The organism is Actinomadura kijaniata NBRC 14229 (assembly GCF_001552175.1).
Classification (GTDB): Bacteria; Actinomycetota; Actinomycetes; order Streptosporangiales; family Streptosporangiaceae; genus Spirillospora; species Spirillospora kijaniata.
This window is the reverse complement of sequence record NZ_BCQR01000193.1, coordinates 1-22,007: the sequence shown is the minus strand read 5'-3', so window position 1 is coordinate 22,007 and position 22,007 is coordinate 1. Positions and strand designations below refer to the sequence as shown.

Annotated in this window: 17 protein-coding genes and 1 pseudogene; 12 read left to right on the top strand and 6 right to left on the bottom strand. The window is 72.5% G+C overall.

The genetic code is table 11. From position 1 onward, the window contains the following. Nucleotides 1–364, top strand: a pseudogene (locus tag AKI01S_RS52135) (hypothetical protein); the annotation flags it as partial. A 249-nt stretch (nucleotides 365–613) separates the two neighbouring features. Here the strand turns inward: AKI01S_RS52135 and AKI01S_RS41680 are convergent. Next, the gene (locus AKI01S_RS41680; RefSeq protein WP_067831263.1) at nucleotides 614–1,003 is read right to left on the bottom strand and encodes a DUF5319 domain-containing protein; all 390 of its coding nucleotides are present in this window, start codon (nucleotides 1,001–1,003) and stop codon (nucleotides 614–616) included. A 262-nt stretch (nucleotides 1,004–1,265) separates the two neighbouring features. Between AKI01S_RS41680 and guaB the strand changes: the two genes are divergently transcribed. From guaB to AKI01S_RS41660, 4 genes are all read left to right on the top strand, one after another. After that, on the top strand, nucleotides 1,266–2,762 hold the full coding sequence (guaB, locus tag AKI01S_RS41675) for an IMP dehydrogenase (protein ID WP_067831262.1): 1,497 nt from the start codon (nucleotides 1,266–1,268) through the stop codon (nucleotides 2,760–2,762). Nucleotides 2,763–2,905: 143 nt separating this feature from the next. Continuing rightward, complete coding sequence (locus AKI01S_RS41670) at nucleotides 2,906–4,015, top strand: GuaB3 family IMP dehydrogenase-related protein (RefSeq protein ID WP_067831261.1); 1,110 nt, start codon at nucleotides 2,906–2,908, stop codon at nucleotides 4,013–4,015. Nucleotides 4,016–4,190: 175 nt separating this feature from the next. Beyond that, entirely contained in the window at nucleotides 4,191–5,942 is a 1,752-nt protein-coding gene (locus AKI01S_RS41665) for a glycerol-3-phosphate dehydrogenase/oxidase (RefSeq protein ID WP_067831260.1), read from the top strand. Between the two features lie 174 nt (nucleotides 5,943–6,116). Next, nucleotides 6,117–7,511, top strand: a complete 1,395-nt coding sequence (locus tag AKI01S_RS41660; protein WP_067831259.1) for a phospholipase D-like domain-containing protein — start codon at nucleotides 6,117–6,119, stop codon at nucleotides 7,509–7,511. Here AKI01S_RS41660 and AKI01S_RS41655 read toward each other — a convergent pair. Then, nucleotides 7,508–8,134 carry a TetR/AcrR family transcriptional regulator gene (locus AKI01S_RS41655; protein ID WP_067831256.1) on the bottom strand — a complete coding sequence of 209 codons (627 nt, stop codon included), beginning with the start codon at nucleotides 8,132–8,134 and terminating at the stop codon, nucleotides 7,508–7,510. The genes AKI01S_RS41660 and AKI01S_RS41655 overlap by 4 nt on opposite strands. A gap of 256 nt (nucleotides 8,135–8,390) precedes the next feature. On the opposite strand from AKI01S_RS41655, the gene AKI01S_RS41650 reads away from it, so the two are divergent. From AKI01S_RS41650 to AKI01S_RS41640, 3 genes are read left to right on the top strand one after another with little or no spacing between them, the layout of a single operon-like run. After that, a complete protein-coding gene (locus AKI01S_RS41650) occupies nucleotides 8,391–9,971 on the top strand; it encodes a succinic semialdehyde dehydrogenase (RefSeq protein WP_067831254.1) in 1,581 nt (526 codons plus the stop codon). A 10-nt stretch (nucleotides 9,972–9,981) separates the two neighbouring features. Further along, nucleotides 9,982–11,739, top strand: a complete 1,758-nt coding sequence (locus AKI01S_RS41645; protein ID WP_067831253.1) for a GMC oxidoreductase — start codon at nucleotides 9,982–9,984, stop codon at nucleotides 11,737–11,739. Between the two features lie 41 nt (nucleotides 11,740–11,780). Continuing rightward, nucleotides 11,781–12,509, top strand: coding sequence for a DNA alkylation repair protein (locus tag AKI01S_RS41640; RefSeq protein WP_084000771.1), 729 nt, complete (start codon nucleotides 11,781–11,783; stop codon nucleotides 12,507–12,509). On the opposite strand, the gene AKI01S_RS52130 is transcribed toward AKI01S_RS41640, so the two are convergent. Then, nucleotides 12,494–13,411 carry a zinc metalloprotease gene (locus AKI01S_RS52130; RefSeq protein WP_067831252.1) on the bottom strand — a complete coding sequence of 306 codons (918 nt, stop codon included), beginning with the start codon at nucleotides 13,409–13,411 and terminating at the stop codon, nucleotides 12,494–12,496. The genes AKI01S_RS41640 and AKI01S_RS52130 overlap by 16 nt on opposite strands. A 238-nt stretch (nucleotides 13,412–13,649) precedes the next feature. Between AKI01S_RS52130 and guaA the strand changes: the two genes are divergently transcribed. After that, complete coding sequence (gene guaA, locus AKI01S_RS41630; RefSeq protein WP_067831265.1) at nucleotides 13,650–15,224, top strand: glutamine-hydrolyzing GMP synthase; 1,575 nt, start codon at nucleotides 13,650–13,652, stop codon at nucleotides 15,222–15,224. A 57-nt stretch (nucleotides 15,225–15,281) separates the two neighbouring features. Here the strand turns inward: guaA and AKI01S_RS41625 are convergent, their stop codons facing one another. Together AKI01S_RS41625 and AKI01S_RS41620 are read right to left on the bottom strand one after the other, a co-directional pair. Further along, nucleotides 15,282–15,824, bottom strand: coding sequence for an alkyl hydroperoxide reductase (locus tag AKI01S_RS41625; protein WP_067831250.1), 543 nt, complete (start codon nucleotides 15,822–15,824; stop codon nucleotides 15,282–15,284). 103 nt (nucleotides 15,825–15,927) lie between these two features. Further along, nucleotides 15,928–16,482, bottom strand: coding sequence for a peroxiredoxin (locus AKI01S_RS41620; protein WP_067831249.1), 555 nt, complete (start codon nucleotides 16,480–16,482; stop codon nucleotides 15,928–15,930). Nucleotides 16,483–16,659: 177 nt separating this feature from the next. Between AKI01S_RS41620 and AKI01S_RS41615 the strand changes: the two genes are divergently transcribed. Beyond that, nucleotides 16,660–17,568 carry a hydrogen peroxide-inducible genes activator gene (locus AKI01S_RS41615; RefSeq protein WP_245682005.1) on the top strand — a complete coding sequence of 303 codons (909 nt, stop codon included), beginning with the start codon at nucleotides 16,660–16,662 and terminating at the stop codon, nucleotides 17,566–17,568. Here the strand turns inward: AKI01S_RS41615 and AKI01S_RS41610 are convergent. Beyond that, complete coding sequence (locus tag AKI01S_RS41610; RefSeq protein ID WP_169814104.1) at nucleotides 17,565–19,124, bottom strand: glycosyltransferase family 2 protein; 1,560 nt, start codon at nucleotides 19,122–19,124, stop codon at nucleotides 17,565–17,567. The two genes, AKI01S_RS41615 and AKI01S_RS41610, sit on opposite strands and share 4 nt — an antisense overlap. A 217-nt stretch (nucleotides 19,125–19,341) precedes the next feature. Here AKI01S_RS41610 and AKI01S_RS41605 point away from each other — a divergent pair, with 217 nt between their 5' ends. Then, complete coding sequence (locus AKI01S_RS41605) at nucleotides 19,342–20,277, top strand: CDP-alcohol phosphatidyltransferase family protein (RefSeq protein ID WP_067831245.1); 936 nt, start codon at nucleotides 19,342–19,344, stop codon at nucleotides 20,275–20,277. Between the two features lie 57 nt (nucleotides 20,278–20,334). Further along, nucleotides 20,335–22,007 (top strand): glycosyltransferase family 2 protein (locus AKI01S_RS41600; protein ID WP_157420537.1); only part of this gene is annotated, 1,673 nt, incomplete at its 3' end.

The following is a 22,007-nucleotide window of genomic DNA, read 5'->3' as shown; positions in this document are numbered from 1 at the left end:
CGGGCCCCCCTCCTCCCGCGCCCGGCTCCGCCGCGTCCCGCCACCAGACCAGACCCCGCCCCAGGCCCCGGCCCCGGCGGCGCGGCCTCCCGGCGCGGGCGGCGAGCGTCCCGACCGCGCCACCCGGCCCCGCCCGGACGACCAGGTCCGCGAGGACCTGGAGGACCTGGAGGGCCGCGTGGAGTCCATGCCGCCGGGCCGCCCACCCGCGCGGGACGGCCGCCCCGCCTGGCAGTCCGGGCCCGGACCGCAGATGGACCGGCCGCGGCCGGGCGACCAGCGGGAACGCGCCGAAGAGGTCCAGCGCCGCCTGGAGGAGATCCGCCGCCGCGCCGAGAGACGCCTCGACCGCTACCGCCGGTGAGACCGCCGCCGCGCACGACCGGCATCAGCGCCGCCTGGGGGTGGCCCCCGGACTCCCGATCGGAACTGATGTCGTTCCTCGCTTGGCTGTGGTCGGCGTCAGTGTTGCCTGGGGGAGGCCCCCAGGCCCCCCGGGTTGGGACTGATGTCGTTCCTCGCTTGGTTGCGGTCGGCGTCAGTGTTGCCTGGGGAGGCCCCCAGGCCCCCCGGGTTGGGACTGACGTCGATCCTCGCTTCGCTGCGGTCGGCGTCAGTCGCCCTCGCGGCCTTCCTCGCTGTCGATCACGCCGTCGACGTAGCCGCGCGCGTACTCCCAGCTGACGTAGTCGACGGGGTCGGGGGACATCGCGGGCTCGTGGACGCGGGGCAGGCCCTGGTCGAGCAGGTGCCGCAGGTTGCCGTGCAGCAGGTCCCAGTCGATGTAGTGCACCTTCCCGCAGTCGCCGCAGTCCACGGTCAGGCCGCGTACGCCCAGCGGCTCCAGCAGGGCGCGGAAGACCTCCAGGTCGGCCAGGTCGGCCAGGACGTCCTCGCGTTCGGCGACGCTGAGCGGCACGACGTCCTCGCCGGGGTCGCCGAGCGAGGCCGCCGGGTCCTCCGGGTCGCCGGCGAACGGGTCGAGCGGAGCGTCATCGTGCACACTCCCACGCTAACGCGCGCCGCCCCCGCAGGTGCACCCCCCGTCCCCTTCTGTGTGGCGACGATCGTCCCGCGTCCCCTGTGACGTGGGGAATGTCCGGAAACTCCGGGGCGTTACGACGATTCACCGGGGAGGAGTGGATGTCGCCCACGCCACGCGCCGGACCCTCGCAACCGGCCATCCCGGCGGACGGTCTCGGCCTACCATGGGACGAGGTCGCCGTGACCTGGTCGGACACCGCCATCACCGCAGGAAGGTCGCCATGAACCCCGCAGCCGAGCCCGCCAAGTTCCTCCCTCCGGGACTGACCTTCGACGACGTGCTGCTGCTGCCGGGCTACTCCGACATGCAGCCCGGCGAGGCCGACACGACCACCCGGCTGACCCGCAACATCACGTTGCGCATCCCGCTGGTGTCGGCCGCCATGGACACCGTGACCGAGTCGCGCACCGCCGTGGCGATGGCCCGCCAGGGCGGCATCGGCGTGCTGCACCGCAACATGTCGGTCGAGGAGCAGGCCGCCGAGGCCGACCGGGTCAAGCGCTCCGAGGCCGGGATGATCACCAAGCCGGTGACCTGTCTGCCCGACGCCACCCTCGCCGACGTCGAGGAGATGTGCGCCCGCTACCGGATCTCCGGGGTGCCGGTCACCGACGTGCGCGGCGTCCTCGTCGGCATCGTCACCAACCGCGACATGCGGTTCGAGACCGACCTGTCGCGCCCGGTGCGCGAGGTCATGACCCCGATGCCGCTGGTCACCGCGCCGGTGGACGTCTCCCGCGAGGAGGCGTTCCGGCTGCTGGCCCACAACAAGATCGAGAAGCTTCCGCTGGTGGACGCCGACGGCCGGCTGCGCGGTCTGATCACCGTCAAGGACTTCACCAAGAGCGAGCAGTACCCCCACTCCACCAAGGACGCCGACGGCCGGCTGCTGGTCGCCGCCGCCGTGGGCGTCGGCGAGGACGCCATCCGCCGCGCCCAGGCGCTGGTCGAGGCGGGCACCGACGTGATCGTGGTGGACACCGCGCACGGCCACTCCAAGGGCGTCGCCGACACCATCGCCAAGATCAAGGCGAACTCGTCGGTGGAGGTGGTCGGCGGCAACGTCGCCACCTACGCCGGGGCCAAGGTCCTGGCCGAGGCCGGCGCCGACGCGGTGAAGGTCGGCGTGGGACCGGGCTCCATCTGCACCACCCGCGTGGTCGCGGGCGTCGGCGTCCCGCAGATCACCGCGATCTTCGAGGCCGCCCGCGCCGCGAACGAGGCCGGCGTCCCGGTCATCGGCGACGGCGGACTCCAGTACTCCGGCGACATCGCCAAGGCGCTCGTGGCGGGCGCGAGCACCGTGATGCTGGGCAGCCTGCTGGCCGGGATCGAGGAGTCGCCCGGCGAGCTGATCTTCGTGCACGGCAAGCAGTACAAGTCCTACCGGGGCATGGGCTCGCTCGGCGCCATGCGCAACCGCGAGCGCGGCATGTCGTTCTCCAAGGACCGCTACGCCCAGGCCGACGTCTCCAGCGAGGAGAAGCTGATCCCCGAGGGCGTCGAGGGCCAGGTGCCCTACCGCGGCCCGCTGGCCAACGTCGCCCACCAGCTCGTCGGCGGCCTGCACCAGTCGATGTGGTACGCCGGCGCGCGCACGATCCCCGAGCTCCAGGAGCGCGGCCAGCTCATGCAGATCACCTCGGCCGGCCTGCGCGAGAGCCACCCGCACGACATCCAGATGACCGTCGAGGCGCCCAACTACCAGGGCCGCTGACGGGCTGCCGTAAGCTCACGGGGGAGCGTTTTCCGGATCCGGAACGGGAACACTCCCCAGGATCATGACGGACGGCCCGGACACGGCCGCGCGCGACGCGGCCGGGCGGGACCCGAGAAAGAGGAAGCGCAGTGGCTGCTGAGGTGGAGATCGGCCGGGGCAAGAGCGGTCGCCGGGCGTTCGCGTTCGACGACATCGGCATCGTCCCGTCCCGCCGGACGCGCGACCCCGAGGAGGTCAGTGTCGCCTGGCAGATCGACGCCTACCGGTTCGAGATGCCGCTGGTCGTCGCGCCGATGGACAGCGTGGTCAGCCCGGCCACCGCGATCCAGGTGGGACGGCTCGGCGGGCTGGCGGTGCTCGACCTGGAGGGTCTGTGGACCCGCTACGAGAACCCCGAGTCGCTGCTGGCCGAGATCGCCTCGCTGGACGACGCCCGCGCCACCCAGCGGCTCCAGGAGATCTACGCCGAGCCGATCAAGGAGGACCTGATCGGCCGCCGGATCCAGGAGATCCGCGATGCGGGGGTGACGGTCGCCGCGCGGCTGTCGCCGCAGCGCACCGCGCAGTTCCACAAGGCCGTGATCGACGCCGGGGTGGACCTGTTCGTGATCCGCGGCACGACCGTGTCGGCCGAGCACGTCTCCGGCCGCGCCGAGCCGCTGAACCTCAAGCAGTTCATCTACGACCTGGACGTCCCGGTCATCGTGGGCGGCTGCTCCACCTACACCGCCGCGCTGCACCTGATGCGGACCGGCGCGGCGGGCGTGCTGGTGGGCTTCGGCGGCGGCTCGGGCCACACCACCCGCACCGTGCTGGGCGTGGCCGTCCCGATGGCGACCGCCGTCGCCGACGTGGCCGCCGCGCGCCGCGACTACATGGACGAGTCCGGCGGCCGGTACGTGCACGTCATCGCCGACGGCGGCATGACCAACTCCGGCGACGTCGCCAAGGCGTTCGCCTGCGGGTCGGACGCGGTGATGGTCGGGTCGCCGTTCGCGCGCGCCACCGAGGCCCCGGGCCGCGGCTACCACTGGGGCAGCGAGGCCCACCACGGCGACGTGCCCCGCGGCACCCGCCTGGACCTGGGCACGATCGGCACCATGGAGCAGATCCTGTACGGCCCGTCGCACGTGGCCGACGGCTCGATGAACCTGATCGGCGCGCTGCGCCGCTCGATGGCGACCGCCGGGTACACCGAGCTGAAGGAGTTCCAGCGGGTGCAGGTCGTGGTGGCTCCGCAGACCCTCTGAGCCTCTGACCTCCGACTCTCCGAGTCCCTGAGCGGTCCTCCACGAGGGCGGCGCGCCGGGTGCGCGCCGCCCTCGCGCGTTGTTCACGTGGAATCCATCACGCGGGGGTGGACCGCTCCCTACTGTTGGGTAGGGGTAAGGGGCGAACGCCGTACGACCGCATGGGGGAGACGCGATGACGGGATCACCGGTGACCGGGCTGGGCAGTTCGCGGCTGGGCCCGGCCGAACGGGCGACGGCGTTGGACCGGATGTCCCGGGAGGAGTTCGACGTCGTGGTGGTGGGGGCCGGGATCGTCGGGGCCGGGGCCGCCCTGGACGCCGCCACCCGGGGACTGTCGGTGGCGGTGGTGGAGGCGCGCGACTTCGCCTCCGGCACCTCCTCCCGGTCCTCCAAGCTGATCCACGGCGGTCTGCGCTACCTGGAGCAGTACAACTTCGACCTCGTGCGGGAGGCGCTCACCGAACGCGGCCTGCTGCTCCAGCGCATCGCCCCGCACCTGGTGCGGCCGGTGCCGTTCCTGCTGCCGACCACGCACCGCGTGTGGGAGCGCGGCTACCTCGGCGCGGGCGTGGCGCTGTACGACGCGCTGGCGTTCCAGATGGGCTCGACGCGGGGCGTGCCGCACCACCGGCACCTGACGCGGCGCGGGGCGTTGAGGCTGGCCCCGGCGCTGCGCAAGGACTCGTTCGTCGGCGCGATCCAGCTCTGGGACGCGCAGGTCGACGACGCCCGCTACGTGATGATGCTGCTGCGGACCGCCGCCGGGTACGGCGCGCAGATCGCGTCCCGGACCCAGTGCGTGGGGTTCCTGCGCGAGGGCGAGCGCGTCACCGGCCTGCGCGTCCGCGACCTGGAGGGCGGCACGACCAGCGAGGTCCGCGCCAAGCAGGTCGTCAACGCCACCGGCGTGTGGACCGACGACATCCAGGAACTGGTCGGCGGGCGCGGGCAGATCCACGTCAAGGCGTCCAAGGGCATCCATCTGGTGGTGCCCAAGGACCGCATCCACTCCTCGACCGGCCTCCTGCTGCGGACCGAGAAGTCGGTGCTGTTCGTGATCCCGTGGGGGCGGCACTGGATCATCGGGACCACCGACACCGCCTGGGACCTGGACCGGGCGCACCCGGCGGCGTCCAAGGCCGACATCGACTACGTGCTGGACCACGTCAACGCGGTGCTCAACACCCCGCTCACGCACGACGACGTGGAGGGCGTGTACGCGGGGCTGCGGCCGCTGCTGTCGGGCGAGAGCGAGGAGACCTCGAAGCTGTCGCGCGAGCACATCGTGGCGCACCCGGTGCCCGGCCTGGTGCTGGTGGCGGGCGGCAAGTACACGACCTACCGGGTGATGGCCAAGGACGCGATCGACGCGGTCGCGCACGGCCTGGACGGCAGGGTCGCCGAGTCCTGCACCGACCGGGTCGCGATCGTCGGCGGCGACGGCTTCCAGGCGATGTGGAACGCCCGGTACCGGCTGGCGTCCAGGTCCGGGCTGCACGTGGCGCGGATCGAGCACCTGATGCGGCGCTACGGGACGCTGGTGGACGACCTGCTCGGGCTGATCGCCGAGCGGCCGGACCTGGGCCGCCCGCTGGAGGGCGCCGACGACTACCTGCGCGCCGAGATCGTCTACGCGGCGTCGCACGAGGGCGCGCGGCACCTCAACGACGTGCTGGCCCGCCGCACCCGCATCTCCATCGAGACCTGGGACCGCGGGCTGGGCGTGGCGCAGGAGGCCGCCGACCTGCTGATGCCGGTGCTGGGCTGGTCCAAGAAGCAGCGCGACCGCGAGATCGAGTACTACCGCAAGCGGATCGAGGCCGAGCGCGCCTCCCAGGCCCAGGAGGGCGACCAGGAGGCCGACGCCCGGCGGCGCGGCGCGCCCGACATCGTGCCGGTCGCGACGCCCGACAGCGTCTCCTGACCGTCGAATTCCCTGCTCAGGATCGCGACGCCCCGTCCCCACCGCCGGGACGGGGCGTTCTTTCTGACCGGATGTGGCAAAAGGGGCAAGGCTTTCATAAGTGGCAAAAGTCTAAATTGCTGCTAATCTCGCTTTTCTTCGTGATCAAGGAGTCACGGGAACGGGGAGGTGGCAGTGCGGCGGTTCGTCATCGCGGCCGGGGGGTCGCTGGTCGCTCTGGCGGTCGGGTCCGTGGACGCCACGGCCGCCGTCAACGGGAACGTCACGCGCGTCGCGCACGTCGCGCCGCAGGCCGTCGCCAAGGCGAAGCCCAAGAAGCCGAAGAAGCCGAAGAAGCGCTACGTCCCGCAGGGCGTGCGGTTCAACCTGCCGACCGGCACCACCGCGCAGCGCGGCGCGATCGACCTCTACGTCAAGAAGCTGATCCGCAACGCCCCGCGCGGCTCGGAGATCGACGTCTCCCTGTTCCGGCTGCGCACCCCCGGCATGGCCAAGGAGCTGGTGCGCGCCCACAAGCGCCGGGTGAAGGTCCGGATCATCCTGGACTCCGACTCGCCCACCGGCGCCAAGGCCAACCGCGCCGTCTACGACTACCTGCGCCGCAACCTCGGCACCAGCACGCGCCGGTCGTCCTGGGTCGTGCTGTGCCCGACGCGCCGCGGCTGCGTGGCCACCGCGCCCAAGGGCAAGTGGAGCAAGAACCACAACAAGTTCTACGCGTTCTCCCGCACCTACGACTCGCGCAACGTGGTCGTGCAGACCTCCAGCAACGCCACCAACGGCGGCTACAACCAGTACAACGACGCCTACACCGTCGTGGACCGCAGGCTCTACACCGCCTACCGGCGCTACTTCTACGACCTGGCCAGGAAGCGCGCCAACGCGAACTACTGGCGCACCACCTGGTCCGCCCACCGGGGCGTCAGCCACTTCCCCAAGGCCACCGGTGACCCGATCGGCGACGTGCTGGACCGGGTGAGCTGCACCGGCGGCCGCACCCGCATCCGCGTCTCCAGCGGCATCCTCACCCGCACCGGCGTGGCGGGACGGCTGACGAAACTGGACGACCGGGGCTGCCGCGTGCAGGTCGTCGCCGACGAGATCGGCGAGAGCGCGATGCGGACGTTCACCAAGCCGAGCCGCAACGGCATCCCCGAGGTCCGCTACTTCACCCGGGGCCAGAACCGCACCGCCCACTCCAAGTACCTGCTCATCGACGGGATCTACAGGGGCCACCGGCGCAAGCTGGTGCTGACCGGCAGCCACAGCTACACCACCGACGCGCTGCGCTACAACGACGAGTCGATGCTGTGGATCTTCGGCGGCCACGTGCACGACGTCTACGTCCGCAACTTCGACCGGGTGTTCTCGGCGGCACAGGGCAAGGTCTACGTGAGCGGACTGCTCGCCGCGCCGACCGTTCCCGACGACACCAGCGAGGCCGAGCGGCCCGAGCCCGAGCCCGGGACCGGCCAGCCCGAGGCGGAGCTGCCCGCGACCGAGCGACCCGCCCCCGACGGCGGCCCGTCCGGCCCGGTCGACGGCCTTCCCTCCGCCGAGGGCCTCTAGGACAGCACGCCGCCCAGCAGGGCCCGGATCCCCTTCTCGTACAGTTCGGCGGGTACCCGTTCCGGGTCCAGCAGGTGCTGGAACGTCAGCCCCACGTCCAGGGCGACCACCAGCGCGGCGCGGTCGGCGGGGGTCAGGCCGTCGCGTTCGGTGAGGCGGCGGGCCAGGCGGGAACGGCGTTCGGCGTACCAGTCGGCGATCCGCCACCCGGCCGCGTAGTCGCGCATCCCGTAGAGCCAGAACTCCACCAGCAGCAGCGCCCGGGACCGCGCGCCGTCGCCCGTCACGCGCCGCGTGTAGGCGTGCCCGGCCCGCCGCAGGCGGTCCTCGGGGGGCCGGGCGGCGTCGTGGAGTTCCTGGCAGGGGCCGTCGGTGAGGCGGTCGTCGGTGTGCCGCTCCAGCAGTGCCAGCAGCAGGTCGGTCTTGCCCGCGAAGTTGGAGTAGACGGCCCCCTTGGTGAGGCCCGCCGAGGACGCGATGTCGTCGAGGGAGGCGCCGTGGATGCCGTGTTCGGCCCACAGGCGCTCGGCCGCCTCCAGCAGCGCGGCGCGGGTCTGCTCGCGGCGTTCCCGGCGGTTGCCGCCGCCCCGCCTGGTCGTCCGTCCCGTACCGGTCTCCGCCATGCCCACCCCTCCGTCGTCGGCGCGTTCCGAGAGTTCCCTCCCCGGCGCGGGACGCGCCCGGTCTCCTGTTTCCGGAATACACCGACCGCTCATGGTCAGTCCGCCGGTTACGGAACTCGACCGGATGTGGAACGGTCCGTCAGCACTTCTCGCGCTATTGATCACCGCCCATTCGGAGAATGTGGTACACATCACCAAAAGTGCGTCGTTACTCGCAGGTAGTCAGAGATGGCCACCTGGTCATACGCTGCCTTCCATGGCATCCCCGACGGTTCCCGCGAACGGCGCGGCGAAGTACAGCCTCCCGCAGAACACCCTCGATCGGCTCGTCTCGCACCTCGTCCCCGGCGGGGCCGGAACGGCGACGATCCCCGCCCCCTTCACGGGGGAACCGCTGGCGACCGTCCCGCTGTCGGGCGCCGACGACGTCCGCCGGGCCTACGACCGGGCCCGCGAGGCGCAGCGCTCCTGGGCGCGGCTGCCGGTCCGCGAACGCGTCAAGCCGTTCCTGCGGCTGCCCGAGGCCATGGTCGAGCGCCGCGCGGAGATCCTCGACATCATCCAGCTGGAGACCGGCAAGGCGCGCCGGCACGCGCTGGAGGAGTTCCTCGACGTCGCGCTGTGCTCGCTGTACTACGCGCGCCGCGCCGAGAAGCTGCTGAGGCCCAGGCGCCGCCAGGGCACGTTCCCCGGCGTGGTGCGGGTGCGGGAGCTGCGGCACCCCAAGGGCGTCGTCGGGCTGATCTCGCCGTGGAACTACCCGTTCGCGCTCGGGGCCAGCGACATCGCGCCCGCGCTGATGGCCGGGAACGCCGTCGTCCACAAGCCCGACACCCAGACCTGCCTGTCCAGCCTGTGGGTGCGGGCCCTGCTGGTCGACCTGGGCCTGCCGCGCGACCTGTGGCAGGTCGTCGTCGGCGAACCGGCCGAGATCGGCGACCCGCTGATCGAGAACGCCGACTACGTGTCGTTCACCGGTTCCACCCGGGGCGGCCGGGCCATCGCCGCCAAGACGGCCCCGCGCCTGGTGAACTACTCGCTGGAGCTCGGCGGCAAGAACCCGATGATCGTGCTGGACGACGCCGACGTGGAGCGCGCCGCGCGCGGGGCCGTCCGCGCCTGCTTCACCAACGCCGGCCAGCTCTGCATCTCCATCGAGCGGATGTACGTCCACGAGGACGTCTACGACCGGTTCGTGCCGCGCTTCGTCGAGCTGGTCAAGGGCATGGAACTGGGCGCGGGCCTGGACTTCTCCGCCGACATGGGCTCACTCACCCACGCCCGCCAGCTGGAGGCCGTCACCGCGCATGTCGAGCAGGCCGTCAAGGAGGGCGCGACCGTCCTGGCCGGGGGCAGGCCCCGTCCGGACATCGGGCCGCTGTTCTTCGAGCCGACGGTGCTGACCGACGTGTCCGGCGAGATGGACCTGTGCGCGAACGAGACGTTCGGACCCGTCGTGTCGGTCTACCGGTTCCGCGACGAGGACGAGGTCGTCGCCCGCGCCAACGACACCGAGTACGGCCTGAACGCCTCGGTCTGGACGCGGGACGTGGCGCGGGGACGCCGGGTCGCCGCGCGGATCGAGGCGGGCACCGTCAACATCAACGACGGCTACGGCGCGGCCTACGCCTCCTACGACGCCCCGATGGGCGGCTTCAAGCAGTCCGGCGTCGGCCGCCGGCACGGCGCGGAGGGCCTGCTGAAGTTCACCGAGGTCCAGAACATCGCCAGCCAGCACTGGATGGACCTGGAGCCGCCGGGGTCGATGCCGTTCGACCGGTTCGCCGACCTCATGGCGAACGGCGTCAGGTACATGGCGAAACTGCGGATCAAGTAGGCGGCCGCCCATGACGCGCACGTACGACTACGACGTCCTGGTCATCGGTTCCGGCTTCGGCGGCAGCGTCACCGCGCTGCGGCTGACCGAGAAGGGCTACAAGGTCGGGGTGGTCGAGGCCGGGCGGCGGTACGACACCGCCCCCGACGCCGGCCCCGGGGCCCGCCACGCGGAGCTGCCGAAGACCAACTGGCGGGTCTCCCGCTACGTGTGGGCCCCGGCGCTCGGCCTCACCGGCATCCAGCGCATCCACCTCATCCGGGGCGAGAAGTCGTCGCGGGTGATGGTGCTGGCCGGAGCGGGCGTGGGCGGCGGCTCGCTGAACTACGCCAACACGCTGTACGTCCCGCCGGAGCCGTTCTTCAAGGACCGGCAGTGGGCGCACATCACCGACTGGAAGTCCGAGCTCGCGCCCTACTACGACCAGGCCAGGCGGATGCTGGGCGTCGTCACCAACCCCACGGTGACCGACGCCGACAAGGCGATGAGGCGCGTCGCCGAGCGCATGGGCAAGGCCGACACCTTCGTCCACACCCCCGTCGGCGTGTACTTCGGCGACGGGCCGGGCGTGGAGAGGGACGACCCGTTCTTCGGCGGGGCCGGGCCGCGCCGCCGGGGCTGCACCGAGTGCGGCGAGTGCATGGTCGGCTGCCGCCACGGCGGCAAGAACATGCTGACCGAGAACTACCTCTACCTGGCGGAGCGGGCCGGGGCGCGGATCATGCCGCTCAGCCGGGTCACGCGGGTGACGCCGCTGGTGGACGGCGGCTACGAGGTGGAGATCGTCCGCACCGGGTCGTTCGGGCGCAACCGGAGGACGTTCCGCTGCGAGCAGGTGGTGTTCGCGGCCGGGACCTACGGCACGCAGAAGCTGCTGCACAAGCTGAAGTCGACCGGGCGGCTGCCGTTCCTGTCGGACCGGCTGGGCGTGCTGACCCGCACCAACTCCGAGGCGATCCTCGGCGCGGGCCGCCGCAACGGAAGGCCGGGGCCGGACTACTCGCGGGGCGTGGCGATCACCTCCTCGTTCCACCCGACGCCCGACACCCACATCGAGCCGGTCCGCTACGGCCGGGGCTCCAACCTGATGGCGGGCCTCCAGACCCTCCTGGTGGACGGCGACCGGCCCGGGGAGCGGCGGCGCCCGCGCTGGCTGAAGTTCCTCGGGCACATCGCGCGCCGCCCCAGGGACCTGGTGCAGCTGCTGGACGTGCGGCACTGGTCGGAGCGCACGGTCATCGCGCTGGTCATGCAGACGCGCGACAACTCCATCACCCTCAAGCCCAGGCGGGGGCCGCTGGGCTGGGACGTGCGCGCCGCGCAGGGCCACGGCGAGCCGAACCCGACCTGGATCCCCGAGGGCCACGAGGCGACCCGGCTGCTGGCCGAGGAGGTCGGCGGCATGGCGGGCGGCGGCTGGGGCGACCTGTTCGACATCCCGCTGACGGCCCACTTCCTGGGCGGCTGCGCGATCGGCGACTCCCCGGAGACCGGCGTCATCGACCCCTACCACCGCGTGTACGGGCATCCCGGCCTGCACGTCGTGGACGGCTCGGCCATCTCGGCGAACCTGGGCGTCAACCCGTCGCTCACGATCACCGCGCAGGCCGAACGCGCCATGGCCCTGTGGCCGAACAAGGGGGAGGAGGACCCGCGCCCGGCGCTGGGGGCGGCCTACCGGCGCATCCCGGCGACGCCGCCGAAGAACCCGGTCGTCCCCGCCGACGCCCCGGGCGCGCTCCGCCTCCCGATCGTCGAGATCACCTGATCTCCCCCGCCGCCGCGCGACGGCCCCTAACGTGGGGCCCCGTGAACGCCGTCGAGGACAGCACCGACCGGATCATGAAGGAACTGCGCGAGCGGGGGGCGCCCGAGCGCGCGGCGCGGGAGAAGGACTATCTGAAGAGCGACCTGGTCCACCTGGGCGTGCCGGTCCCGGACATCCGGCGCACGGTGCGCCCGGCCGCCGGCACGCGCGCCGGGACCCTGGCCCTGGCCGGGGCGCTGTGGGCGGTGACCGACTCCGGGACGCCCGTCCACGAGGCGCGCATGGCCGCCGTCGAGGTGCTGGTCCGCAACGTCGGCGCGCTCGCGGCGGAGGACGCCGCGTTCGCCGAACGCCTGGTCCGCGACTCGGTGAGCTGGGTCTACGTGGACGTCCTGGCGGACAAGGTCGTGGGCGCGCTGGTGCTGCGGTTCCCGGAACTGGCCGGGACGCTGGACCGGTGGGTGGCCGACCCCTGGATGTGGATACGCCGCACGTCCCTGCTGGCGCTGCTGCCGGGGATCCGCGCGGGCGCCCCCGACCGGGAGCGCCTGTCCCGCTACGGCGAGGCGCTGATCGGGGAGCGGGAGTTCTTCATCCGCAAGGCGCTCGGCTGGGTGCTGCGTGAACTGTCGAAGAGGGACCCGGGCTGGGTGCGCGGCTGGACGGAGGCGCACCTCGGCGAGATGTCCGGCGTCACGTTCCGGGAGGCGGTCCGCCGCCTCCCGGAACGCGACGCCGCGGCCCTGACCGCCGCCTACCGGGCGCGGTAGGCGGACCAGACCTGGCGCATGCGGGCGCCCTGGCCCGCCGTGAAGTGGGTCATGCAGGCGTCCCAGGCGTAGTCCATGAAGTTGTGGATCGGATCCTCGCCGGGGGCCGGGCAGGTGTCCTTGCGGTCGGGGCAGCCGTTGGTCGGGTCGCGCTCCTCCGGGGTGTCGTCCACCCGGTCGCCGGGCGTGCCGCAGCCGTCCTGGAACGTGTGGTAGAGGCCCATCCAGTGGCCGACCTCGTGGACGGCGCTGTACCCGCGGTCGTAGTTGGTGATCGTGCCGTCCGGCAGGGCGCCGATGTGGATCACCACGCCGTCCATCCTCGGCTCCGACCGGTACTTCCACGGGAACGTGGACCAGCCGAGCAGGTCCTCGCCCAGCGAGGCGCTGTAGAGGTTCAGCGTGTCCGCCCCGCCGCGCCGCAGCCGGGACTTGTAGGTCGCCTCGTGCGTCTCGGGGTGGGCGTACCAGTCCGCGTTGTCGCTGCGGGTGATCTCCTTGAGGACGAACGAGACGCCGGTGTCGGCGCCCCCGCGGCCACCGCCGTAGGCCGCGTTCATCACCGCGATCTGCCCCCTGACCTGCTCGTCGGTCAGGTTGCCGCGCCCGCCGTCGTGCAGGACGTGGAAGTACACCGGGACGGTCACCCGGTCGGGGACGCGCTCACGCCGCGTGGGGGAGGACGTCAGCCGGGACAGCAGGGACGACAGCTCGCTCTCGATCCTCGGGACCTCGGCGGCGGGGACCTCGTTGCGCTCCGGAACGCCCCGGTGCAGCGCCTCCGCGCGGATCCTGGCCAGGGCCGGGGCGCATCCGCCGTCCCCGGCCGCGGGCCGGGCGGCGTCCCCGGCGACGGGGACCAAGGCGGCGACGAACAGGACGGCGGCGGCCAGCGATTTCACGACACTCCTCGGGCACGGGCGGCGGAAGGGACGGAGTCACGGAACAGATACGGTACGTCACCAACTGGTAGCAGAGGGACGCCGGGGGTCGCGATGGAGACCGCCAAAAGGAAGCCGACCGTTATCGGCCGGAAACGCTGTGTGGGGACCACCATGCCCGCCCGCGCCATCAGCGCAGGCAGAGGCCCGTAGACTGGAGATTCCTCCGCCTGAACCCGTCGTGTCCCTGCGAAAGGCGCTGTTGGTGGCCGTAGACCAGACCTTTGACACCGTTCTCGTCGTCGACTTCGGCGCGCAGTACGCGCAGCTGATCGCGCGGCGGGTCCGGGAATGCCATGTGTACAGCGAGATCGTGCCGTCGACCATGCCGGCGGCCGAGATGCTGGCCAAGAAGCCGAAGGCGATCATCCTGTCGGGTGGTCCGGCCTCGGTGTACGAGGAGGGCGCGCCGATCGCCCCCGACGGACTGTTCGACCTGGCGGTGCCGACGCTCGGCATCTGCTACGGCCACCAGGTGATGGCGCAGGCGCTCGGCGGCACCGTGGAGAACTCCGAGGTCGCCGAGTACGGCGGCGCGACCATCGCGGTCACCGACCCGGGCGTGCTGTTCGACGGGCAGCCGGCTGAGCAGGCGGTGTGGATGTCGCACCGCGACTTCGTCAGCCGCGCCCCGGAGGGCTTCACCGTCACGGCGCGGACCGAGGTGACGCCGGTCGCGGGCATGGAGGACCCCGAGCGGGGCTTCTACGGGGTGCAGTTCCATCCCGAGGTGCTGCACACCGAGCACGGCATGGAGATGCTGCGCCGCTTCCTGTACGAGGGCGCGGGCTGCCGCCCGAGCTGGACCATGGTCAACATCGCCGAGGAGCAGATCGAGGCGATCCGCGCCCAGGTCGGCGACAAGCGCGCCATCTGCGGCCTGTCGGGCGGCGTGGACTCGGCGGTCGCCGCCGCGCTGGTGCAGCGCGCCATCGGCGACCAGCTGACCTGCGTGTTCGTGGACCACGGCCTGCTGCGCAAGGGCGAGCCCGAGCAGGTCGAGAAGGACTTCGTCGCGGCGACCGGCGTGAACCTGCACGTCGTGGACGCCCAGGAGCGCTTCCTGGACGCGCTGGCCGGGGTCGTCGACCCCGAGGAGAAGCGCAAGATCATCGGACGTGAGTTCATCCGCGTGTTCGAGGCGGCCGCGCGCGAGATTGTCGGCGAGGACGCGGCCGAGCCCGTGGAGTTCCTCGTCCAGGGCACCCTGTACCCGGACGTGGTGGAGTCCGGCGGCGGCACCGGCGCGGCCAACATCAAGTCGCACCACAACGTCGGCGGCCTCCCCGACGACCTCCAGTTCCAGCTGGTGGAGCCGTTGCGGGCGCTGTTCAAGGACGAGGTCCGCGCGCTGGGCGAGCAGCTCGGCCTGCCCGCCGAGATCGTCTGGCGGCAGCCGTTCCCCGGCCCCGGCCTGGGCATCCGGATCATCGGCGAGGTGACCCGCGAGCGCCTGGACATCCTGCGCGACGCCGACGCCATCGCCCGCGAGGAGCTGACCCGCGCCGGGCTGGACCGCGAGGTGTGGCAGTTCCCGGTGGTGCTGCTGGCCGACGTCCGCTCGGTCGGCGTGCAGGGCGACGGCCGCACCTACGGCCACCCGGTCGTGCTGCGCCCGGTGACCAGCGAGGACGCCATGACCGCCGACTGGGCCCGGCTGCCCTACGACGTGCTGCAGAAGATCTCCACCCGGATCACCAACGAGGTCCGCGAGATCAACCGGGTCGTCGTGGACGTGACCTCCAAGCCGCCCGGCACCATCGAGTGGGAGTGACCCGCTGAACGCCGAAGGCCCCGGGGCGACCCGGGGCCTTCGCACGTCGTGGGAGGGTCAGACGGTGGCCGGGGCCAGCGCGGCCTCGCCCTCCAGGGTCAGCGCGGCGGCGTGCACCACGGAGGCGATCTTGATGGCCTCCTGGATCTGCTCGCGCGGCATGCCCGCGTCGCGCAGCACCTTCTCGTGGGCGTCCAGGCACTTGCCGCAGCCGTTGATCGCCGAGACCGCCAGGCACCACAGCTCGAAGTCGACCTTCTCCACGCCCGGCTTGCCGATGATGTTCATCCGCAGGCCCGCGCGCAGGGTCTCGTAGGTCTCGTCGCTCAGCAGGTGCATCGAGCGGTAGTAGACGTTGTTCATGGCCATGATCGACGCGGCGCCCTTGGCGGCGTCGAACGCCTCGGCCGACAGGTAGTCCCCGGCCTCCTCGGCGAGCTCGCGGATCACGACCGGGTTGCGGCCGGCCAGCGCGGAGGCCAGCACGGTGCCCCACAGCTGCTGTTCGGTGAGCTGCGAGGTGGAGGTCACCGAGCCCAGGTTGAGCTTGGTGTCCTTGGCGTAGTCGGGCAGGGACGACTTCAGCGCGTCAACGCTCATTGCTGCGGGTCCTTTCGAGAGAACGCGAACGGCCGGTCGCGGGCGGCGCGACCGGCCGTCGTCGTGCGTGCTACCGGGCTGGCTACCGGGCTGGGGCGGTCGGTCAGGCGCCGGCCATCAGCTTGGTGGCGTCCAGGGTGTCCTCGCCCTTGTTCCAGTTGCAGGGGCACAGCTCGTCGGACTGCAGGGCGTCGAGGACCCGCAGGACCTCCTTGACGTTGCGGCCCACCGAGCCGGCGGTGACCATCGAGAACTGGATCTCGTTGTTCGGGTCGACGATGAAGGTTGCGCGCTGGGCGACGCCGTCCGGGGTCAGGATGCCCAGGGCCTCCGTCAGCTCGCGGTTGAGGTCCGACAGCATCGGGAAGGGCAGGTCGCGCAGGTCCGGGTGGTCCTTGCGCCAGGCGAAGTGGACGAACTCGTTGTCCACGGAGGCGCCGAGGACCTGGGCGTCGCGGTCGGCGAACTCCTCGTTGAGCCGGCCGAACTCGGCGATCTCGGTCGGACAGATGAAGGTGAAGTCCTTGGGCCAGAAGAAGACGACCCGCCACTTGCCCTCGTAGGTCTTGTGGTTGATCGTCTCGAAGGCGTTGTCCGGGTCCAGGGAGACGCAGGCGGTCAGCTCGTACTCGGGGAACTGGTCACCGACAGTAAGCACGCAGGCTCCTTTGATTGCGAGTTTCGTCTGCCTGATCAGGCGGAATGCGGGGGAGAGAGGGCGACGGCCCAGCGTCGCGTCCGCCCCCGACGTCACTCAGAGTGCCTCAGGTATCGTGAAAAGAGAAATCGATCTGTCTCTTCACACTCATAGGAGTTTGCTATCAGCAGGCCAACGGTGGCCCAGCTGCGCGCCTTCGCGGCCCTGGCGGAGCACCTGCACTTCCGGGACGCCGCCGCCGCCCTGCGGATGAGCCAGCCCGCGCTGTCCGGCGCCGTGGCCGCCCTGGAGGAGACCCTAAACGTCCGGTTGGTGGAGCGTACGACACGCCGGGTCCTGCTCACACCGGCGGGGGAACGGGTGGCCCGCCGCGCCGAGACCGTGCTCACCGAGCTGGACCGCCTGGTGGAGGAGGTGCAGGCGGCCAGCGGCACCCTGGTCGGGCCGCTGCGCGTCGGCGTGATCCCCACCGTCGCGCCCTACCTGCTGCCGGTCGTGCTGCCCCGGCTGGCCGCCGACTTCCCGGGGCTGGAGCTGTCGGTGCACGAGGAGCAGACCGAGGCGATCGTCGCCGACCTCCAGACCGGACGCCTCGACGTCGTGGTGCTGGCGCTGCCGTCCCCCGTCCCCGGGGTGACGGAACTCACCCTCTACGAGGAGGACTTCGTCCTGGTCGCCCCCGCCGCGACCGACCTGCCCGACCCGCTGCCCCGCGAGACGCTGGCCGACCTGGACGTCATCCTCCTCAACGAGGGCCACTGCCTGCGCGACCAGGCGCTGGACGTGTGCCGCGAGGTCGGCGCCCGCGCCGCCGCCGCGACCTACGCCACGAGCTTGGCCACCCTCGTCCAGCTGGTCTCCGGCGGGCTGGGCGTGACCCTGGTCCCCGAGACGGCGCTGGAGGTGGAGACGCGCCGCGCCCCCGACCTGGCGCCGCGCCGCTTCGCGGGCCCGGCCCCGTTCCGCCGCGTCGGGCTGGCGTTCCGCGGCACCTCCCCGCGCGCCGCGGAGTTCGGGGCGCTGGCGGACGCGATCCGCACGGCGGTCGCCGAGCAGATCCCCGCCGTGCGGGTCGTGCGCCCCTAGGACAGGGTCCGCACGACCCGCACGGCCCGGCGCAGCCCCGGCACCCGCCGCCCCACGCGGCGCAGCCGCCGGAACCCCTCCGGCGCCCCCGGGAACGCGCGGTCCACGCGCAGCTCGGCCGCCCCGTCCAGGGACACCAGCAGCCACACCCCGGGAACGCGGCGGTGCGGGTTCCACCCGCAGGCGTTGATACGGACGCGCAGGTCCCAGGCGCCGGGGGCCAGGTCGGCCAGGCCCTCCAGCCGCGCCCGCACGTCGAACAGCAGGTGCTCGTCCGGGCCCTCCTCCTCCCGCCGCCGCGCGATCACCGCGAACGCCGCCTCGTCCCGGGTGCTCCGGTGCCGGGCGAACACCTCCACGCCCGCGCGGGGCAGCGCGTCGGTCATGTCCCGGGCCTCCTCGGGGATCGGCGTGCCGAGCACGACCGGCGGATTCCACAGCACCCGCCGCCCGCCGTTCCGGTCCACGCGGCGGAACGGCACCGGCCCGCCGTCCCGGTAGACGAGCTCGGCCGACAGCACGAGGGTCAGCGCGCCGTTCTCCAGCCGCATCTCCACCGCCCTCGCCCGGACGACGATCCGCTTCTCCGCCTCGGCCAGCGCCTCCAGCTCCGCGTAGCTCCCGGCGCGCAGTATGACGGCGCGCGGCCGGTAGCCCGCCGGGAGGAACCGGTCGGTCCCGGGCGCGAACCGCTCCACCGCCAGCCGCCGGACGGCCGCGTACAGCTCGCGCCGGTACTCCGGGGGATAGTTCAGCAGCCTGCGGCCGCCCACCCGTTGCAGCATCTTGCCGCGCAGCCAGTGCGCGTAGAAGCGGTCCCTGGTCTCGCCCGGCGGGACGTGCTCGTCCACCATGTCCAGCACCTCGCGCAGCGCCCCGAAGTAGTGCTCGGGGTCGAAGCGCCGGGAGGAGTAGTTGCCCTCGTCGGCCCGCTTGACCCAGTGGCAGCACGGATAGCTCGCCAGCACCGAGATGACCTCGGCCTTGAGGTAGGCGGGCACGCAGAACCGGTGGTCCTCCAGCCGCACCGGCCCCTCGGGGAAGCGCAGGCCGTGCTCGCGCAGGAAGGCCGTGCGGAACAGCTTGTGCGGGGTGAGCAGCGTCAGCAGGTGGTGGGCGAGGATCTCGGCGCGGTCGCGGTCCCGCCGGAACAGCCGCCGCGGAACGCCGCGCCCGTGCCCCACCAGCCGCCCGACCAGCACGTCCGAGCGGTTGCGGGCGGCCATCGCGTACATGCGTTCCAGCGCCTCGGGCCCGAGCCAGTCGTCGCAGTCCAGGAAGTACACGTACTCGCCGCGCGCCATGTCCAGCCCCAGGTTGCGCGGGCGGCCCGGACCGCCGGAGTTCTCGGTGCGCACGACCCGGACGTGGTCGTGCCCGGCGACGGCGGCGACCAGCCGTTCGCCCGTGCCGTCGGTCGAGCCGTCGTCGACGAAGACGGCCTCGTACTCCTCCGGCGGCAGCGACTGCCCCAGCACCGACGCCACGCACGCGTCGAGGTACGTCCCCGCGTTGTAGACGGGGACCACGACACTGATCTTGACCTTGTCTTCCACAGCCACCAACGATGTGCGCTCCGGCGCCCCGGAAGGGGGAGCTTCCGCCGCTCTTTGCCGTTCGATGGCCCAGTGAGGGAGGAGAGCGCGCCCACCGCCCGGCACGGTCCCGTGTTCCACGCGACCCGGTCGCCTCCGGGTCAAGTCTGCGTCAGGCCATGGTCGAGCGATCGCGATGCGCGCCCGGCGTGTCACCCGTCGTCACCATGCTGGCCGCATGGCGACGTTCTCACTGGAAGATGTCCGTGCCGTCTGCAAGGACCGCGACGCGTGGTGGACGGTCCTGCTGGTCGACCCGGTCGCGATACGGCTGACCCGGCTGGTCGCCAACCGCACCCGGATCACCCCCGACCAGATCACGCTGGCGGCGTTCGCCCTCGGGCTGGGCGCGGCCGCCTGCTTCCTGCGCGGCACCGCGGGCTGGCTGGCGGTGGGCGCGGCGCTCTACCACCTGTGCTTCGTGCTGGACTGCGTGGACGGCAAGCTCGCCCGGCTGAAGGGTACCGGCACGCCGTTCGGCGGCTGGCTGGACTACATGCTCGACCGGGTCCGCGACGCCTGCTGCGCGATCACCCTGGCGGTCGGGCAGTACCTGGTCACCGGGCAGGTCGACTATCTGGCGCTCGGCTTCGCCGTGATCGTGCTGGACATGGTGCGGTACCTGAACGGCCCGCAGATCGCCAAGTTCCGGCGGCTGATGAGCACGACCCTGCTCCAGCGCGGCGGGGAGCCCGAACCGGCGGAGGACGCCGCGCCGGGCCCGGCCGACCCGGCCGCCGCCGGACCGGCGCGCAGGCCCGAGCTGGACCGGGAGGCCGCCGGCCGCTACCCCCGCTACCTGCGGTTCCGCCGCCACCTGACCCGCCACCGCGTCCGCACCCACCTGGTCAGCGGCATCGAGTTCCAGATGGCGGTGTTCATCGTGGGCCCCCTCACCGGCGCGATCGTCCCGATGACCGTCGCCACCGGGGCCCTGCTGCTGGCCTTCGAGTGCGCCATCATCTACAAGTTCTGGCTGACCTCCCGGCAGTACGTCCGCACGCTCGCCCGGCTCGACGCCGAGCCGGCCGGGTCGGCCGCCGGGCCGGTCGCGACCCTGGTGCCGCGCCAGGGACGGGCCGACGCCCCCGCCGTGCGGCTGGTGAACCGCTAGAACCCACGATCAAGCCGGTGCGTAACCGGGTATGTGCCATGTGTGACTGATCGGGGGATGGGCCCGGAGAGGGCCGTGCTGAGCGTCGTCGTGCCGTTCTACAACGTCGAGGACTACCTCGGGGAGTGTCTGGAGTCGCTGGCGGGCCAGACGCTGCGCGACATCGAGGTCGTCATGGTCGACGACGGGTCCCCCGACGGCAGTACGGTCATCGCCAAGTCCTACGCCGACCGCGACCCCCGGTTCCGGCTCGTGCAGCAGGACAACCGGGGGCTCGGGCCCGCGCGCAACACCGGGGTGCGGCACGCCACCGGCCGCTACCTGGCGTTCGTGGACTCCGACGACGTGGTGGCGCGCGGAGCGTTCGAGCTGATGACCGGCACGCTGGAGCGGACCGGGTCGGACTTCGCGTGCGGCAACGTCAACCGGTTCGACGCGGGCCGGGTGTGGCAGAGCTGGGCGCACCGCGAGCCGTTCGGGCGGCGCGCGCTGCGGACCCACGTCACCCGCCGCACCACCCTCATGCAGGACCGGATGGTGTGGAACAAGGTGTTCCGCCGCGACTTCTGGGACCGGCACGGGCTGGCGTTCCCCGGCATGCTCTACGAGGACTCGCCGGTGATGGTGCGGGCGCACGTGCTGGCCGACAGCGTGGACGTCCTGCCCGAGCACGTCTACTACTGGCGGGAGCGCCCCGGCTCCATCACCCAGCGCCGGGCCGAGCTGGCCAACCTGGAGGACCGCATCACGTCGGTCCGCCGGGTCCGCGCGTTCCTGGACGAACGCGCGCCCCTGCTGCGCCCCAGCTACGACCGGTACGCCGTGGACGTCGATCTCGGCGTGCTCACCGAGGCGCTGCCCCATCTCGCCGAGGCCGACCGGGCGCGCGCCATGGAGCTGGGCCGCGAGTGCCTGGCCGGGACCGACCCGCGGGTGCTGCGGGACCTGGCCCCCGCCAAACGGCTCCGCTTCCACCTGCTGGAACGCGGGATGCTGCCCGAGCTGCTGGAGATCCTGGAGGCCCGCCCGGACGACCGGCCCGCCCCGCGCACCGTGCGCCGGGGCCTGCTGCGTCCCCGCTTCTACACGACCCTGCCCTACTTCCGGGACCGTTCCAAAGGTGTGCCCGACGAGGTCTACGACGTCACCGACCGGCTGCCGCTGTGGGCGTTCGCCGACCGGGTCGCGTGGGAGGACGGGATGCTGCGCGTGGAGGGCTGGGCGCACATCTCCTCGCTGGACGTCTCCCGCGAACGCGACTCCCGCGTCCGGATGTGGCTGGTGGAGCCGAAGCGGCGCCGCCGCGTCCCGCTGGAGGTGCGGCGCACCTACCGTCCCGAGGTCACGGCCCGCTCCGGGCAGGCGGAGGCCTCCTACGACTGGGCGGGGTTCAGCGCCCTGATCGACCCGGAGCGGCTGCGGATCGGCCGGCGGTGGCGTCCGGCGGCCTGGGAGCTGCACGTGGAGGTCGTCACCCGGGGGCTGCGCCGCCGGGGGCGGGTCCGTCCCACCCGCGCCCCCGTCCTGGCCTGGACGCCGTGCCGGGACGTCGCGCCGGGCGTCCGCGTGAAGCCGGTCGCCGACGGGGCCCTGACGTTCCGGGTGCAGCGCCCGCGGGCCGACCTCACCGGCCACCGCCTCGACGGCGACCGGCTGGAGCTGACCGGCACCCTCGCCGCCCGGCCGGGCCGCGCCACGCGGATCGTCGCGACCCGGCTCGCCGGCGGCCC